Genomic DNA, 14,856 nt, shown 5'->3' on the forward strand with positions numbered 1-14,856 from the left:
GCGACTTGCGTCGTGACGGTACTGCCAAATGTCAATGGTGGGCTGCGCAGCAGGCGTGTTCAAGTGTGAGAGCCCGAAGGATGGACTCGCACTGTGCTCCTCGCCGATTCTTTGGTTGGAAAGCGCTAGACGTGCGCAGGAGAATGTTGGTGCTGAAATTGGGTGGTGTCTCAGTTTGAATTTGGCGCTGTCGGCTCACTGAGCCGATCCCATGCTTCAAAATAGGCGGGCAAAGCGTAGGCCTTGGGCTGAAGCCAGTAAGTGACGCCCGCGGCGCTCTCGCCACGGTGCGCTCCTTCCTTCACTTCCCTAAGCGTCATCACGTAGCATATCGGAGCGGCCGTATTGGCAAGGGTGGTGATAATCCACCAGTGCGTCCGCAATTTAGCTAAATCAGATCCGAGAGGGACAGGGGCCTTCTTGGACAACGCCTTGGATTGGACCGGAATCGCAATCCCGTCCTCTCCTTTGGCGGCGTACAAATCGGCACCGCGCGCATTCCTCACTGTTGGCATAACCTGCCAGCCGCGCCGAGAGAGTTCGCGAGCCACGTGATAAAGCCCCGCATTACCTGTAAGTTGATGTTTCATCTTTCTTTTTCCAGTTCGTCTGCAACTTTACGGCGCGTACTACTATGGCGATCAATAATTTTATCGATCGCATTGCCAGTAAAATATTTTCCTTCGTCGCCGAGCTTAAAACCCCGCTTATTTAGAAGTGGCAGCTGACCAAATATTTGCTCAAATCTCAACAGAATGGTTCGTTCAAGCATGTTTGGTAGAGAAGCTTTTTCACCTTCTTCTGGATTGCACCATATAACGTAAGCCTTAAGTTTAAGAAAATCGTGGTCTAGTGCTTGCGCAATTTTATCGGCCGCACTTTCGCTGATTCGCTTCACGCCTCGCTCTGTGCGGCCAATATAGACTATTCTCGATTTGCCACAATCATAGTTTTGAAGTTTATTAGCAATCAATAAATAGACAACCTCTTGATTCAAATCTGCATCAACATCTACCGTCAATACAGGGTCTGGTGTCTCGCATATACGGTAACGTCTGGATGGAGGCATTCACTAAATCCCCTTTTTGTATGGGCCCCGCTTACCCGGTGAGGGCGTCGTTGGCTCAACAAGTGCCGCCGCGTCTTCCATGCTCCAAAGCTGATCAGACACGCCAGCGGCCATAATCGGGCTCATCCGGTGCTTCTTGTGCATCTTCATGAAGTTATACCAGACGGTATAAGGTGTTGCCGATCGCGTTGGTGGGGCGCTTCTGGCCTTTAGGTCCGGTCGGCATCAGTCGAGTTCCAATCCGAGGTAGTCGAGCGCCGCGAGTTTGTCGATGTGAAGCTCTTGAACGATTGCGCCGTTACGCTCGATGGCAATGCGTTTTGGCCCATCCGGCCGAGCAAGAAACCAGCGTGCTAAACCCGCAGCATGGGCGCGAGCCAGCGGTAGGTTTGCACACCCCATCGGGGAAACGTCGAACTCGGAATTCTCCACCACATCAATAGGCCGAACAACGTACATCGAATCCTCCTGCTTGACGCCAAGCATAGGGCAGCGGGAGGGGCCGAAATGAGAACGTGAGACTCAACCGTTGAGGTCAGATTTCAAACTAAGATACTGCCTGAAATTGACGCTGCTTGGCGCTTGCGCTCTGTTCGGGCTCACAGTGGCGGCCAAAGCCGAGCCTGCTCCTGCCACCCCCAACGTACCGGCGACCTTCAAACCGTCGCAGTGTGACGGTTACTTCTTCGTCGGCGATCGCCACGAAACCATTGAACAGAATGAACTCGCCTCTGGCCAGATGTTCGTTCAGTTTCCTGATGCCAGCGAGGTACAGCAGCTTTTCTCGGTGCTACCGGTGCATGACGGCTGGGGATCGTCGTTTCGGGTCCATGCGTGACGATGAAACGCCTTGCTCTTTCCTACCCTTTGTCCCCAAATAGAACAAATCGCGAACCGATACGTTCTTAGAGAATGCCGAGGGGATCTGCACCGTATGGCCCGCTACCGCTTTCACGCGACCAATGGCTACGCTTTTGTCCTCGACTCGGTTGGTCGGGATGTTCGCCGTCCCGAGCGACTGACGCGCCGTGCGTCCGAAGTCGCGGAGAGCGTCATGAGCGAACTCGACGATCATGAAGACTGGGCGGAGTGGAGCGTCAGCGTCCATGACCTCAGCGGCCGGCGTGTGCTGGTTCAGCCTTTTGTCCCTCGCGCCGCTGGCATGGCGCAGGCTGCCTGAGATCCCGCAAGGAAGCCATGTCTCCTCAGCCGAGCGGCCGCACGCTTTTCTTCTTCGAGAAGCCCTCGGCGATGCGACAGCTTCAGCGGTTCTTCCGCTCGCCGAGCACGGTCAGCGTCGCTGCCGAAGGACACCTGCTGACCGCCGAGGAACCCGGCAGCATTCGGCCCGAGTGGAAATCCTGGCGCTTCGAGGCACTCCCCATCGTGCTCGATACGATCCCGGTCGCCGCTGGCCAGAACCGCTCCGGCCAATCGCATGCCCCCAAGCTCGCTGCGATCCGGCAGGCGCTGCAAGGCGTCGAGCGCGTTATTATCGCCACAGACCCCGGCCGCGAAGGCTCGATGATCGCTTGGGAGGTGCTGGAGCACCTTGGCTGGTCTGGGCGCGTGGACCGGCTGAAGCTCGGTGCCCTCGATGATGTATCGATCCGGCGTGCCTTCGCTTCCCTGGCTCGGGAGACCAAGTCAGGGGACCAGGATTACGCGGCCTATCTGGAAGCTCTCTGCCGCCAGTACGAGGATTACCATCTCGGCCTGAATGGGACCCGCGCGATATCCCTTCGCCTTCGGCCGCCTGCCTTTCGCGAGCCGTGGCGCTTCGGTGGTGTGCAGACACCAACGCTGGCAATCCTGGCCGATCTTGAGGAGCGCATTCGCTCATTCGTCCCACACGACTTCTTCAAGGTCGCCCTGCATCTACGCGTGTCATCCGGTGCCGCGCTGACCCTGTGGTATGCACCGAAGGATCGCATCCTCGACCCCGCCGTCGCCGAGACAATCCGAGCGGCAGCGGCAGGCTGGTCAGGTTCGCTCGCCGTCGAGCAGAAGGACGTGCGGCGTAGCCCGCCCCGGCTGTTCTCGAAGGACACGCTAGCCCGCCGCTGCGCCAAACGGTTCGGCTGGGACCCACAGCACACGGCCGGCCTCGCTCAGGAGCTCTACGACCAGGGCTACCTCAGTTACCCGCGCACCGAGTCTGAGTACCTGCCGGAGGGCCAGATCGGCGACGCGCCGACGATCATCGCGGCTCTTACCGGGGTGCTAACCGAGCTGCGGACACTCATTCCGGCCAACGGCAAACCCGTGCTGCGGCGTGGCACCAAGGGCCACTACGTCAAAGATCCGGGTGAGCACCATGCCATCGTGCCCCTGCGCAAAGTGCCTGAGCGCGGCCGCCTCTCAGCAGACCAGTTCCGACTTTGGGAGCTCATCGCCAAAGCGTACCTCGCCGCGCACCTCCCGGACGGCATCGACGCACGCACCCTTATCTCAGCGCAGGTCCTTACGCCGGTAGGCGCTAAGCCGTTCTTGGTCAGCGGCAGCATGGTGCGCGAGCCGGGCTGGCGAGCCATCTACGGAAGCGAGGCTGAGATCGAGCCTGATGTCATACCCGGCAAGGTCAAGCGCGACCAGGAACCCGCCGCTACGCGGCTGCCGACCGTCCGTGACGGCGAGGACGGGACCGCTACGGGCGCGAAGGTCGTCACGGCTGTGACCGAGCCGCCCCGGCGGATCACGCGCGGCGAGTTGCCTGTGGTGATGGGCCGACTCATCGATCAAGTCGAAGATCCCGCCGTGAAGCGAGCGCTGGAGAATCCAGTCAACCCGAACGAGCCGAAGGGGCTTGGTACGGCGGCAACGCGAGACACGATCCTGCCCAAGCTTCTCAAGAGTTGCTACATCGCGCTTGGCACCGGCAAAGACCCCACCATTGAAGTTACCGAAATCGGACGTGCCTTCATCGAGGCCGTGAGGCAGGTGTTTCCCGCCTACGGCGATCCCGTCGGCCGAGCCGTATTCGAGGCGGAGCTCGCTGAGATTGGCCGGGCCGCTACCCGCGCTGAAGCTGTGCAGCGTGCAGAGGCCTTCCGGCAGCGCACCCGCGTTAGACTGGACGAGTTGATCAGTGCGATCTCGGGCGCGGGCGTGATCCAGCTTGATCCGAGCCTCATCCCAAAGGTCCAAGACGACGACCGCGCACCAACACCTGCCATGGTGGCGTTCGCGGTCTCGCTGGCCGAGCGTAAGGGCGTGCGGCTACCCCGCGGCTGCAAGAGTAGCAGCAGCGTGTGCCGCACCTTCCTCGACACCCATGCGGGCGTCCGTGCGCCGCAGGCGGAGCAAGGGAGCGGGCTCGGTCAACCTCGTCCTCCAAGCGACGCGATGGTGCGCTACGCCCGCAGCTTGGCTGAGCAACAGGGCATCACTTGCCCGCCCGAGGTTGAAACGAACTTCGACGCATGCCGCCATTTCCTTGATGCTCGCGCAGCCGAAACCCAGCCACGAGCGACCAAGACACAGCGGGGCAAGGCGTCGGCAGGCAAGCGCGTCCCGTCGACGAGTGCCGCACGAAGGCCAAAAGTTCGTCGCGGAGCCTGATGTACCCTGCGGAAAGTGGCGCAACTGCCCTTCCATATAAGTCTTGGCCCATCACTGAACGTCGAAGTGCCTGTTAATTGCCGAGCCGTTCCTATCGGCCGCTGATCAGCAGCGACCCATCTAGCTTTTCACAGTGTGTGAGAGTTCATTCGTCTTCTATGTTGCCAACTAAGCTTGCCGAGGTCAAGCGGACCATAAATCAAACCTTATTCCGAACGCGCGAAGGCATTCGCATGCGAAGGAATGACCAGAGGAAAAATTAGCCCGAAGTGCCCATCGAACTTGTTCCGGGTTAGAAAACAATATCGGGAAGTGCAGACAGGTCGTTGATAACCGCGAAGGGGTTGAGCCCATCCTGCAAGGTAGCCCCCTTGCGGTTGACCCATATGGCTTGGATTCCAAGCGCAGAGCACACCGCATGATCGCTAAACGTGCCTTGGGCGACATGCACCCAGCGATCCATCTCAACCCCGAGTTTTCGCTGAGCAAAGCGGAACAGACCGGGATTCGGCTTATAGGCTTGCGCCTGTTCGGCGGTGACGGCGGTCGCAAACACCGGGCCCAAGCCCTCCAAGGTTTTGGCGAGTAGATCATCATCGGTGTTGGAAATCGGCGCGAGTGTATGCCCCCGGGCAACGAGCGCAGCTAGCACGGATGGCACTTCAGGGAATGGCGGAACGCATGCCAAACGCTCTATCATGACATCGGCATCTTCTGCCGTCGCTTCCAATGCAGCGATGGCCATCGCCGGTCGAAGGCTGTCACGAATGATGCTGCGGTATGACCGGAATGCGCCCCAGCTCTGAAGGCGCCGACTCTCCGCCTCGAAGGCATTAGCGACACGTTCGATGTCCGCGCCGGACCGCCCACGAGCTGCGAGTAGGGAGCCAAGGGTATCGCGTACCGTCTCATCCCATTGGGTGAGCGTGCCGTACACATCAAACGTAATGATCAAAGATTTTGCCATGTAGTCCAACGCCCGGGCCATGGCTTGAGGTCCGACGCCAACTTGGAGGCGGGGCAGCGGTTCATAACCCCCAAGCTTGACATTAAGACTAATATCTTGTATTAGGCGTTTTATCGTGAGCTGTTCGCGATAGCTGGGATGCCTTCAATGTTGATGCACAGCCAGTCATGGCGATCAACCAAATCACCCCCGCTTCGGGGGCAGGCATCCTGCACATTCCCACAGAAAGGCGGCCCTCGGGCCGCCTTCAACGTTTCTGGAGCCCCGCAATGAGCCACATGATACCTGCCACGTCGATCGCTGCCGCGTCGCCGCCCGCCGTGATCCTCTTTGGACGCGACGAGCGGCAGCGGCCGCACGCATCCTGTTTCGCCTCAGCGGAGATTGCCGCCGCCGAGCGCGCCGCCGTGCTGATGGGCATGCACGTGCTGACGGTTTGCAATGATGCACATCGTAGCCTCGCAGAGAGCCTCCCCCGAGGCCGCATTTTCAAATCGAATAAAGCATTCGTTCCGTTTGTTAAATTGGGCATCTTTGATCAACTGCTTGCCGCCGCCGGGCAGCCCAATGCCCCGATGCCCGTTAGGGCCGCTGGCAAGCCCGCTGGCACCCCTCCCGTCGGCAAAGGCGGCCATGGCGGCACTGACGCCCCCGGAGGCGCTGGTGGGGCCAGTAAGCCGCCGTTTGATTGGGCTGACATCACCATCGGCTCGCTTGTGCTCGCTACCACCGGCGGCCCCCAGGAGGGCTGGTTCGAGGCAGTGGTTCGGTACACCAAAGCCGACGCGCACTTCGTTCTTGCGTGGCGTGACTGGCCTCTGGAGCCAGAGTTCAGCCGCCAGCGCAACGACCTTGCGCTGCTGCACCCTGGCACGGCAACCGTGGAGAGCGAGGCTTGAGCCCCGCCTTGGAACAAACCCCTGCTGCGGCTTCGGCCGCAGCACCCTCGCGGGTTGGGGTCGTGCGTGCGCTCAACGACACTTTCCGCCGGAGCTTTTCCGGCGGAAGGCTGATGCTGACGGCCGGGGTCGCAGCCCTACCGGAGGCTACCCGCACGACGTTGCTCATGGCGGTGCGGGGCTTCGAGCGCTTCGACGCCAACAACGATCCGCACGGCGAACATGACTTCGGCGCGGTCACGGTCGATGGCGTGCGGGCGTTCTGGAAGATCGACACCTACGACAGCGAGCTGCACGGGCATTCGCCGTACCCCGCCGACCTGCCAGTGACCGTGCGGGTGCTCACCGTCATGCTGGCCGAGGAGTACTGAGGTGGCTGGCGGGCGCAAGCTGTCGCTCCTCAGCCTACCGACCCCAGGGCCATGGCTGGTACGTGGCGCGGCCGACGAGGGGGCGTCCCCGCTGGACCTGTTACTTGGGGTCGAGCCGGCAACCAAGGAGTCGCCGGGCAGGTGGCCTTACTTGATCCGGCGCGCTCACTCGGCCGAGCCCGGCGACGCGGACCTGCACCTCGCGACTGGCATCCAGTGCCTCGCTGACGCCCAGCTCATGGCAGCAGCCCCTGACCTCGCCGGGATACTGCTGGGCCTGCTCACCACCCTGAGCCTGAGAGCAGCCGATCTCGATCCTCACACACGGGCGCGGGTCGACGCCGCCTGGATCCTGCTCGTGCGCGCCGCGCCGCACCTGGAAATCTAACACCGACAGCGCGTGCCCAGTCGCGGCAGTGCTCCGTAGCCTACACACCTCGACCAACCACACAAACAGGAGAACCAACATGGACGAGCGTGACAGCAACGTCGAAAAACTCGCCGGCATGGCCCTCAGCGCAGGGCGCCTCTACATCGGCTTCTGGAAATGGCTTTTTCGCATTATGCTCGTCGTGTTCGGCCTGATCGCCGTCGGGATCTGGGCCGACAACACGCATAGCCCGGATGAGCAGCATCGCATCGACTGTAAGCGGGCCTATCTCCGTCGGGAGGGCATGCCCAACCCTCGAGACTGGAACTCGCCCATCCCAGGCTGCGATCTGAGCCTACGCGACTACCACCCTAGATGACCGGCGCGGTCCCCGGGCAATCTCAGCGACCGTGCAGGGTGGCGAGCCCAGGATAGCCCTACAGCGGGGCTCGACCCCCCTGGTGGTCACGACGCTTTCGCCAGCTTCAGAGCGAGGCGGACCATGTCGAGAAGGAGGCCCGCCGTGCGTTCATCGCAGTCGGCCAGGATGTTGGCCAAGGCCGTGCTGGCGGCACTGCGACCGACCTCGGACGGTCCAGGCGCCGCCTCGAAGGTGAACAGGTCAGGCAGGCGGACGTCGAGTTCGGTCGCGATCTGGTAGGCGACCTCGATCCGCGTGGCGTTGACCCCGCGTTCGATGTTGCCGACCGTATCGACGCTGCGTCCGATGCGGTCGGCGAGTTGCTCTTGCGTCAGCCCCTTAGCTTCGCGCAAGCCCTGCACCTGCCTGCCGAACCGGCGCTTAAGTTCGGCGCTGTCCATGGTTGCGTTGTCCTCCGGCGGGGAGGAGCGAACCACCGAGCTTCATGCGGTGTCGGCGCTTGCTATGGGCGGAGATTCCGTAGTTATGTTCCGGTATGGCGCCGTCGAATACCGCTGAGTCCGACCTACTGCTGCCGAGCGCCATCCGCCTCGCTCTCGAACGCTTCGACGCCATGCCGGATCTGGTCGAGGCATGGGGACCGGTACAGGCGACGCTCATTCGCGCCGAGGCCGCGCGCCAACTGACGCGACAGGCCGATGCGGCTGCCATTCTCGGTGACGCCGCAGGCCGATTGACCGAGCGGATCGCGCTCATCCCCTACCTCGAACCCGGCGGTGCGTTCGGCCCGGCCTGGGCTGGGCACCCCTTCGCCAGTCCGGCGATGCAAGCTGGATACAAGCTCCGCGAGCCCGACATCACCCGAGCCCTCGCTGCCCTGATGGGACCGGCTGCTGGGGCACGGGGGGGGCAACGGGCCATCGGATTTCTTCGCCTCATCACCGCAGGACCGCGAACCGCCGCCCTGCACGCAGTGATCAGCGACGGCATTCGGCCGAGGGCGATAGCCGAATGCCCTATCACACCGTCTCGGGGAGCATGCGCTGGCACCGCCACCGGCTCGGCCAGGCGCATCGATTTGCTGTTCGAGTGGCCGTTCGGGAACGATGGGCGCCGGGCCGTCGTCGCGGTCGAGGCCAAGCTCGATGCGGTGGTGAGCGCGGGGCAACTCAGTGCCTACCGCGCTGAAGCCCGCCGCAGGGCCCGTGGCGGCCCCGTGGGGCTGGTCCTGCTCACCGGTTGGGCTGATACCGCCGAGCGCCGTCATCCCGCCTGGGCGGCCCTGCGCTGGTTTGCGCTGCTGCGTCGTTGGGAGTCAGTGTTGGCCGAGGCGGGGGACAGTGACCCCGAGTTCACGCGGGTTCGCGCGCATCTCTGGAAATTCGTGCTGACCACCAAAAGGGCTCATCAGTGATCCCCATTCCCGACAGTGTCGCCTTTTACTGGGGCGATGCGATCAATCAAGCAGCTATCAACGTGCTCGGCGGCAGTCTCGCGCCGCCCGGCGACCTGACGCTGGCCGAGGCCGAACGCTTCGAGCGCGCCAACCTCGCGGCCCGTCGCGTGTGGCTTGACTACGCGGGCATGCTGCGCGCCCTGTGGGCCGCCAGTTGGGAACCGGCGGTTCGCGCCCACTTTCCAGGGGCGAAGCTTCTCACCTACGCTGAGCAATCCGCCTTCAGCAACGAGATCGAGACACTCGCTGACCCTTCAGTCGAGCATGCGTGGCAGCGGAAGGCGGTGGCCGGGGTGTTCGAGTTGGGCCGGACTGGGCGTCTGTTCACCCGGGTCGGTCTCACGAATGGCGAACGTGAGGGTGAACTTCAGTTCTACCTGTACGGTCCCGATCAGACTTGCGCGGTCACAGACGCCCTGGACCTCGGCCCGGACTGGGGGGACGACGGCGACAACCGGCGGGTGACGCGGGCAGGGCTGCTGGTATTCGCTCGCGACGGCCGTGAACTCGACCCGGCGCATCTGGCAAAGCTCGCCCTCGGCGCAGTCGCCGCCCTGGCGGCGGCCCTCGTATGACCTCGGTCACGTTTGCTGGTGTCCCCTGCACCGGCAAGCCCCGCACGGTAACCGTTATGCAGGTTCCGAATGGAGGCCGGTTCGCATGACCCTCAGCGCGAACATCAACGTGTGGACCCTCGGCAAGGGGGCACGCGGCGCTTGGAAGCTCCACCACACCACGGACAGCATGGAAGACGCCGCCGGGTGGTTCACGAAGCTCGAGGGAGAGGGCAAGCAGGTCTCGCTCTACGAACTCGGTCTGTTCGAACACGAGGGACAGCAGGTTGCCGGACAGGTGGCGTTCTGGTGGAGCACCACCCTAAACACGTACATGGAGCGCGAACCTGAGGATCGTGGCGTCGGATGGGCCGACGGGTTCGACACCTGGGTCGCCTACGCCATTCCCGGGTCCGGTGTCGCAGCGCTTCCAACGATCAGGGAGGAGCCCGTGCCGGTCGTGACCGCCAAGCCGGCCGCGCGCTACGTCGAGGCGTCGTGCGACCGCTGCGGCATGATCCTGCCGATGAACCAGCTCCATCGTCACACGCGGGAGGTCAAAACCGGCCGCACCTCGGGAACGCGCAGAAGCTCCCATTCGACCTCAGAGCGGTATTTGAAAAGCAGCTTCTCAGGCGGCACGACGTTTAGCTCGTCGTCCAGTTCAGGTCGGACGTTCTACAAAACGGAGACGCTTCTCCTGTGTGAGGCTTGCTACGCGCAGCAGACAGCCCCTCGCATGGACCCGCTCTCCCGGTTCATCCGGTTCATGACACGCCTCGACTGAGTCAGCGCCTCAGCGCACTGAAGCAGACGTTCCGCTGTCGACCCAACCCAGCCGCCCGGACCGCCATCGGCATTTCTCCAAAGCAGCCGTTCGTCAGGCCTCCGGCAACTTCGGCTCGGGGTGGCGAACGGAAGTTGATCGGCGGCCATAAAGCGGACGTTCGACCTTGCGCGGCTAGGGGTGAACCCGGTCGGCAGCAGGTGCGTGTCACCGATCAAGGCGACGGCCAGGGCCGCGAGGGTGGCCGCGATGCTTAGGCCCACCGTCACGGTCGAGGCCAGGCACTGGAGGGGACGGCGACGCGCACGCTGGGGCGGACCTTGGTTGCCGGCAGGCCCGCCGTGGGAGCCGCGCCTCGTCCACCCGTCCTTCAGCGTCGCTTGGATCGCCCCGCTTTCACGAGCGCGGCCGCGGCCAAGACACCGCCAAGCGCCAACCCGACCGTGAGGCCGGGGTGCATGGCCGCCGTGGTCGCGAGCGCAGTCTCGCCCGGGTAGCGTGACGAAGTGCGGCGTGACAGCAGGTGATCGTAAAGCTGCGTGAAGGCGCGATCGATCGCGCGGGTCTCGACGAGCGTGCGATCCAAGAGCTTGACGGCTTTGGCATGTCCGAGCGCGTGTGCGGCTCTCCGCAGCGTGCCATACCGGGCGATGTAGAAATGCGCCGCGACTTGACCGTACTCGATGTTGATGAGGTCGCGGTCGGCGGCACCCCCATGCTTGGCTATTTCCGCTTCGTTGAGATCGCAGATGCCCTGCATGGCGGGATCGTTTCTGGGGTCGGGCCTGACGCCGATCGAGTCGAAAACCTCGTCCAACCGCTCTAGCTGAACGATGTTCTGTTTCGATCCGGCCTCCAGCATCTGTTTCAGCTTCGGCAGCGTCGCCGTCTTGTTGTTGCGCGTCGCCTGCGCCGCCCCCTGCCGATGCGCTCCGTGGAGAAGGTCTAAGCCTTCCTCGAAAAGTCGCCGGTTCCCTGACATCATTCCTCACCTCGTGTTCGCCGTCTTGAACTCAGAGTCTGTCTGGCAACTCTGGCCGCCCTCGTCGTTCGGTTGATGCGATCGACTGCGGTATCCAACGCAGTAAGCGCCCGGGTCGGCCTCAAGATCCGTCTCGGCCTTCTGCAGGCGGCAGGTATCTACGGGCGCCGACTGGAACTGGGGCGCCGACACGCGGTTTCGGCGGCCGCTCAAGAAACACCCGAAAACCCACCTGTGTGATGGCCAGGACATGCCCGCCACACAATCCACACGGCTTGAAGCGCTTGCTCGCCAGCGATGTCTGTATTTTCAACTGCTCATTTCACATCCGTCAGGCAGCTTTCCGTCGGACCCGGTCGCTCGGGATCGTACAGTTTGCCCGAAAGCAGACCTTCCGAATTACCGAGTCGGTCGTGGGCGGAAACGTTCGGTAGCCGATCCCCTTTGGGACACATGGGGAATGCCCGGAGCGCGAGTTCAGATGGTCCGTTGTCGAGCCTGGAAACGGCAAGGCTAATTAAAGCGGTCGTTCGCGGGATGGGCCATGTGAAGCGCAACCAGAGCAGGTCAGCGCGATCAGCGCAGCCTCGAAATGCCGCGCTCTAGGTTGGCTTTGAAGCGCTGCTTCATTTCCGCGGCGATAAAAGAGCGGACCATGGACCGGATCCCGAGCGGATGCGGCAAGCTCGGCCGATCTGCTTGACGATCCGGGGATGACCGCAGGCTCTGGGGTGCAAGAAGCCCTTTCAAGGTGCATCCTCCCCGACCGTTTCAAGGATCACGCGCGCCGTCTCGGCAGGCTGATCCCAATGCGGGAAGTGGCTGCAGCGTTCGAACCAGTGCAGCCGGGCCGACGGGAAGGCTACCTGGGCGCGTGCAGCCTGGCGTGGCAGCAGCAGGTGGTCCTGGCGGCCCCAGCCGATGGTGACCCGGCCAGGCGTCTTTGCCGAGCCCTGCTGCAACGGTCCGCGTGCCAGCTCGCGCAGCATCGCATCGAACACCGGTGTGGCCGCCAGGCTCCGCAGCTCCTCTTCGACAAGCTGCGGTGGTAGCACCCACGGACGGGCCGACAGTTGGGCCAGCAACACCGTACGGGTGACGGCATGGCGCGACAGGCCGGGATGGAAGGGCCGCAGCAGCCGCACCAGGCGTATCGATGCCGCGAGCGTCCAGTGTAACCAGCGCGTTTCCCACCCGCGCCAGAAACCGCCGGGATCGAGCGCCACGCAGTGCCGACCGATGCCCCGCCGCGCCAGCTCCAGCACCAGCCGGCCCCCCACCGAACTGCCGACAAGGTCCGCCGTCGTCAGGCCATGGGACTGCACGAAGCCGGCTAAGGCGTCTGCATAAGCCTCCACCGTCTGCCGGCCCGCGAGCGGGGCCGATTTGCCATGTCCCGGCAGGTCGACCAAGATCAGTTCGCGCGAGGCGCGCAATGCGCTCAAGAGCGGATCCCAGGTGCGGAGATTGGCCCCCAGCCCATGGACCATCAGTAGCGGCCGGCCCGTGCCGAGGCGTTCGAAATGTAGGGACATGACGGCATTGTCCTTCAATTTTCGCCCTGCAATACGAACACTGGTCCGTCGCAGATTTCGTCAGGCCGAGAGTGCCAGTCAGGTCCGCGGGCCGCTCATATCGGACGCATCGAGGTCGAGTGACCCGCCGCGGCATTCGGTGAACCTGCACAGGTGATCAGAACATGAACCTATGGCCGGGTTGGCGCTTGCCGAGCCAGCATCGTCGTGCGCGGTCCGTGCGATCACGCCGGCTCCAAACGGTCGACGGACGGAGACTTGACGGCACGGAGCCATCCAGCCCCCGGGAACTTCTCACCATCGTCTTCAGTTCTTTGCGATCGGCTCCCTGATCTGGAACCTGAGGGCTTCGATCACGACCGTCTACGTCAGGATGGCGCCGCCGTGGTCGATGTGCGTGTTGCACACCACCGCATCGTCGGTTCAATCGGAGACGGAGGGGCCCTCGAACTCACAGGCGTGCGACCGGGCGACATCAATCAGCATGTCGCCCCCCCCTGGCTGTCCGATGTCGGTCATGTCGCGCCTAGGCCGGAACGTGATCAATGCTCGCGGTATCCTCGGACGCCACGCCATTCTTGCTGTGGCGGAAATCGCTCAGCGCCTGGTAGACCCGAAGCCGTGCGCGCATCACGGAACCAAGCGGCCGGTGAGCCGTGAGACTATGGGCAGGACGGAAGGTCATCACCTCGTCGAAGTAGCGCACGCGGGCCGCGCTGTAGGCATCCTGGCGGGGCAGCCGCAGCGTCGCGACCGTACGGTAGGGGCTGATGGAGACCGGCCAGTCGACCGAGGCATCCTCGATGGGTTGGCTCTCGGCGTCGGCCCAGATCTGGGCCCTCAACTCGAACACCACCTCGTGGTCGCGGAAGAAGGCGACCGTGGCATGGCGGAAGCCGTCCTCGTCCTGATGCGGATCGAGCCGCCACTCGGATAGGGCACGCTGGCTGTCCGTCGCCGGAACGACCCCGAGCTTGGCCACGTAATCGCCGTAGCGGACCGGCGCCTGGCTGAAGTAGCTGTCGGCGAGGGGGTGGCTGTAGGGATGGCCGAAGAAGTCGGCCAGCGCGCTCTCCGTCCCGAAGGCGTGCAGCGCGCGATTGAGGTTGCGCATCGTCGACGAGACCGCGCTCTTCACTCCTTCCGGCAACCCCGTGGACTTCCCGATGACGGTGCCGTCCCGCAGGAAGCCGGCCGCTGTGCCCGAGGGAAACGTGGTGCCCGTCGCGAGTACGAAGTCCTGGGTGTCGACGGCGTGGCCGGGCAGCTTCTCGCCGGGCACGTCGAACACCTTGATGGACATGCCGCGGTGGGTCGAGACCCGGTCGCCCAGGGTCTCGCCCGGCCCCTGAGCGAAGCGAACCGCCACGGGGTGAGTGCCGGGCGTGGCGAACAGCCCTTGGGCCAGTTCGGGCGGCAGGCCGGCGGCAATCATCAACTCGCCGGTGACGCACGCAGAGCTCTTCGCGTGGCTGGCACGCACGGCATGGTGCTCGCGTGCCTCGACGGTCTCCGATTGCTGCGTCATGCCGTTGATGATGCCGTCAATCGTCTTCTGCTCGTCCGGATCGAGCTTCTCGACGTCGGGTGCGTATCGAAGGTAGGTCATGTTCTTCCTCACGGGGATCGGGGAGCCGAGCCAGCCCGTCGTGTCGAAGCCGTGACCGAATACCGTCGTCACGCCCTTGGGCGGGTCGGCCTCGGTCGAGGACATCGCCATCAGCGGCGTGTCGAAGGTCGAGACGCTGCCCCAGTAAAGGGCCGGGTGGGCGTTGAAGATTTGCAGGCCACTCATCACCAGGACCAGGAGGCAGACCGCGTTCACCCAGTGCGTGATACGGATGACGACGGGATGCCGGAACATCCATCGGCAACGCTCGACCTAATCAGTCTCTGGCGCTGATCGGGTGAGATAGGTTCGGG

At 63.4% G+C, this 14,856-nt stretch carries 18 protein-coding genes and 1 pseudogene; 10 read left to right on the forward strand and 9 right to left on the reverse strand.

The window, feature by feature from the left end; translation table 11 throughout:
- Positions 1-170: 170 nt before the first annotated feature.
- From MKK70_RS27265 to MKK70_RS27275, 3 genes are all read right to left on the reverse strand, one after another.
- The gene (locus MKK70_RS27265; protein ID WP_243951049.1) at positions 171-590 is read right to left on the reverse strand and encodes a hypothetical protein; all 420 of its coding nucleotides are present in this window, start codon (positions 588-590) and stop codon (positions 171-173) included.
- On the reverse strand, positions 587-1,069 hold the full coding sequence (locus tag MKK70_RS27270) for a hypothetical protein (RefSeq protein WP_243951051.1): 483 nt from the start codon (positions 1,067-1,069) through the stop codon (positions 587-589). Before MKK70_RS27270 ends, MKK70_RS27265 begins: the two co-directional genes overlap by 4 nt.
- A gap of 225 nt (positions 1,070-1,294) precedes the next feature.
- A complete protein-coding gene (locus MKK70_RS27275) occupies positions 1,295-1,528 on the reverse strand; it encodes a hypothetical protein (protein WP_243951053.1) in 234 nt (77 codons plus the stop codon).
- Between the two features lie 106 nt (positions 1,529-1,634).
- On the opposite strand from MKK70_RS27275, the gene MKK70_RS27280 reads away from it, so the two are divergent.
- The 3 genes from MKK70_RS27280 (at position 1,635) to MKK70_RS27290 (ending at position 4,630) form a co-directional block, all read left to right on the forward strand.
- The gene (locus tag MKK70_RS27280) at positions 1,635-1,907 is read left to right on the forward strand and encodes a hypothetical protein (protein WP_243951055.1); all 273 of its coding nucleotides are present in this window, start codon (positions 1,635-1,637) and stop codon (positions 1,905-1,907) included.
- A 96-nt stretch (positions 1,908-2,003) separates the two neighbouring features.
- Entirely contained in the window at positions 2,004-2,249 is a 246-nt protein-coding gene (locus tag MKK70_RS27285) for a DUF1005 domain-containing protein (protein WP_243951057.1), read from the forward strand.
- Between the two features lie 17 nt (positions 2,250-2,266).
- Positions 2,267-4,630: a type IA DNA topoisomerase gene (locus tag MKK70_RS27290; RefSeq protein ID WP_243951059.1), complete on the forward strand. Its 2,364-nt coding sequence runs from the start codon at positions 2,267-2,269 to the stop codon at positions 4,628-4,630.
- Positions 4,631-4,922: 292 nt separating this feature from the next.
- On the opposite strand, the gene MKK70_RS27295 is transcribed toward MKK70_RS27290, so the two are convergent.
- Positions 4,923-5,618: an HAD family hydrolase gene (locus MKK70_RS27295; protein ID WP_243951062.1), complete on the reverse strand. Its 696-nt coding sequence runs from the start codon at positions 5,616-5,618 to the stop codon at positions 4,923-4,925.
- 146 nt (positions 5,619-5,764) lie between these two features.
- Between MKK70_RS27295 and MKK70_RS27300 the strand changes: the two genes are divergently transcribed.
- The 4 genes from MKK70_RS27300 (at position 5,765) to MKK70_RS27315 (ending at position 7,616) form a co-directional block, all read left to right on the forward strand.
- Positions 5,765-6,496, forward strand: a complete 732-nt coding sequence (locus tag MKK70_RS27300) for a hypothetical protein (protein ID WP_243951064.1) — start codon at positions 5,765-5,767, stop codon at positions 6,494-6,496.
- A gap of 62 nt (positions 6,497-6,558) precedes the next feature.
- Positions 6,559-6,867 (forward strand): DUF3768 domain-containing protein, encoded by a 309-nt coding sequence (locus tag MKK70_RS27305; RefSeq protein ID WP_243951066.1) that lies wholly within the window; start codon positions 6,559-6,561, stop codon positions 6,865-6,867.
- A gap of 151 nt (positions 6,868-7,018) precedes the next feature.
- Positions 7,019-7,255 carry a hypothetical protein gene (locus MKK70_RS27310; RefSeq protein ID WP_243951067.1) on the forward strand — a complete coding sequence of 79 codons (237 nt, stop codon included), beginning with the start codon at positions 7,019-7,021 and terminating at the stop codon, positions 7,253-7,255.
- A gap of 79 nt (positions 7,256-7,334) precedes the next feature.
- The gene (locus tag MKK70_RS27315; protein ID WP_243951069.1) at positions 7,335-7,616 is read left to right on the forward strand and encodes a hypothetical protein; all 282 of its coding nucleotides are present in this window, start codon (positions 7,335-7,337) and stop codon (positions 7,614-7,616) included.
- 86 nt (positions 7,617-7,702) lie between these two features.
- Here MKK70_RS27315 and MKK70_RS27320 read toward each other — a convergent pair whose 3' ends face one another.
- Positions 7,703-8,059: a helix-turn-helix transcriptional regulator gene (locus MKK70_RS27320; protein WP_243951071.1), complete on the reverse strand. Its 357-nt coding sequence runs from the start codon at positions 8,057-8,059 to the stop codon at positions 7,703-7,705.
- Positions 8,060-8,154: 95 nt separating this feature from the next.
- On the opposite strand from MKK70_RS27320, the gene MKK70_RS27325 reads away from it, so the two are divergent.
- From MKK70_RS27325 to MKK70_RS27335, 3 genes are all read left to right on the forward strand, one after another.
- The gene (locus tag MKK70_RS27325; protein ID WP_243951073.1) at positions 8,155-9,033 is read left to right on the forward strand and encodes a PD-(D/E)XK nuclease family protein; all 879 of its coding nucleotides are present in this window, start codon (positions 8,155-8,157) and stop codon (positions 9,031-9,033) included.
- Positions 9,030-9,650, forward strand: coding sequence for a hypothetical protein (locus MKK70_RS27330; protein WP_243951074.1), 621 nt, complete (start codon positions 9,030-9,032; stop codon positions 9,648-9,650). The genes MKK70_RS27325 and MKK70_RS27330 overlap by 4 nt, the downstream gene beginning before the upstream one ends.
- Before the next feature lie 85 nt (positions 9,651-9,735).
- Entirely contained in the window at positions 9,736-10,416 is a 681-nt protein-coding gene (locus MKK70_RS27335; protein WP_243951076.1) for a hypothetical protein, read from the forward strand.
- Positions 10,417-10,786: 370 nt separating this feature from the next.
- Here the strand turns inward: MKK70_RS27335 and MKK70_RS27340 are convergent, their stop codons facing one another.
- The 4 genes and pseudogenes from MKK70_RS27340 to MKK70_RS27355 form a co-directional block, all read right to left on the reverse strand.
- The gene (locus MKK70_RS27340; protein WP_243951078.1) at positions 10,787-11,401 is read right to left on the reverse strand and encodes a DUF892 family protein; all 615 of its coding nucleotides are present in this window, start codon (positions 11,399-11,401) and stop codon (positions 10,787-10,789) included.
- A 743-nt stretch (positions 11,402-12,144) separates the two neighbouring features.
- A complete protein-coding gene (locus tag MKK70_RS27345) occupies positions 12,145-12,933 on the reverse strand; it encodes an alpha/beta fold hydrolase (protein ID WP_243951080.1) in 789 nt (262 codons plus the stop codon).
- A 526-nt stretch (positions 12,934-13,459) separates the two neighbouring features.
- Positions 13,460-14,542, reverse strand: a complete 1,083-nt coding sequence (locus tag MKK70_RS27350) for a catalase family protein (RefSeq protein ID WP_243951190.1) — start codon at positions 14,540-14,542, stop codon at positions 13,460-13,462.
- Between the two features lie 24 nt (positions 14,543-14,566).
- Positions 14,567-14,797, reverse strand: a pseudogene (locus tag MKK70_RS27355) (cytochrome b/b6 domain-containing protein); the annotation flags it as partial.
- Positions 14,798-14,856 lie beyond the last annotated feature (59 nt).

The sequence above is a fragment of the Methylobacterium sp. E-041 genome (assembly GCF_022829665.1).
GTDB lineage: Bacteria > Pseudomonadota > Alphaproteobacteria > Rhizobiales > Beijerinckiaceae > Methylobacterium.

Excerpts from the sequence above, each read along its gene's own strand:
- MKK70_RS27265 (WP_243951049.1), bottom strand. The coding sequence starts at position 590 with ATGAAACATCAACTTACAGGTAATGCGGGGCTTTATCACGTGGCTCGC.
- MKK70_RS27270 (WP_243951051.1), bottom strand. The coding sequence starts at position 1,069 with ATGCCTCCATCCAGACGTTACCGTATATGCGAGACACCAGACCCTGTA.
- MKK70_RS27275 (WP_243951053.1), bottom strand. The coding sequence starts at position 1,528 with ATGTACGTTGTTCGGCCTATTGATGTGGTGGAGAATTCCGAGTTCGAC.
- MKK70_RS27285 (WP_243951057.1), top strand. The coding sequence starts at position 2,004 with ATGGCCCGCTACCGCTTTCACGCGACCAATGGCTACGCTTTTGTCCTC.
- MKK70_RS27290 (WP_243951059.1), top strand. The coding sequence starts at position 2,267 with ATGTCTCCTCAGCCGAGCGGCCGCACGCTTTTCTTCTTCGAGAAGCCC.
- MKK70_RS27295 (WP_243951062.1), bottom strand. The coding sequence starts at position 5,618 with ATGGCCCGGGCGTTGGACTACATGGCAAAATCTTTGATCATTACGTTT.
- MKK70_RS27300 (WP_243951064.1), top strand. The coding sequence starts at position 5,765 with ATGGCGATCAACCAAATCACCCCCGCTTCGGGGGCAGGCATCCTGCAC.
- MKK70_RS27315 (WP_243951069.1), top strand. The coding sequence starts at position 7,335 with ATGGACGAGCGTGACAGCAACGTCGAAAAACTCGCCGGCATGGCCCTC.
- MKK70_RS27320 (WP_243951071.1), bottom strand. The coding sequence starts at position 8,059 with ATGGACAGCGCCGAACTTAAGCGCCGGTTCGGCAGGCAGGTGCAGGGC.
- MKK70_RS27325 (WP_243951073.1), top strand. The coding sequence starts at position 8,155 with ATGGCGCCGTCGAATACCGCTGAGTCCGACCTACTGCTGCCGAGCGCC.
- MKK70_RS27335 (WP_243951076.1), top strand. The coding sequence starts at position 9,736 with ATGACCCTCAGCGCGAACATCAACGTGTGGACCCTCGGCAAGGGGGCA.
- MKK70_RS27340 (WP_243951078.1), bottom strand. The coding sequence starts at position 11,401 with ATGATGTCAGGGAACCGGCGACTTTTCGAGGAAGGCTTAGACCTTCTC.
- MKK70_RS27345 (WP_243951080.1), bottom strand. The coding sequence starts at position 12,933 with ATGTCCCTACATTTCGAACGCCTCGGCACGGGCCGGCCGCTACTGATG.
- MKK70_RS27350 (WP_243951190.1), bottom strand. The coding sequence starts at position 14,542 with ATGACCTACCTTCGATACGCACCCGACGTCGAGAAGCTCGATCCGGAC.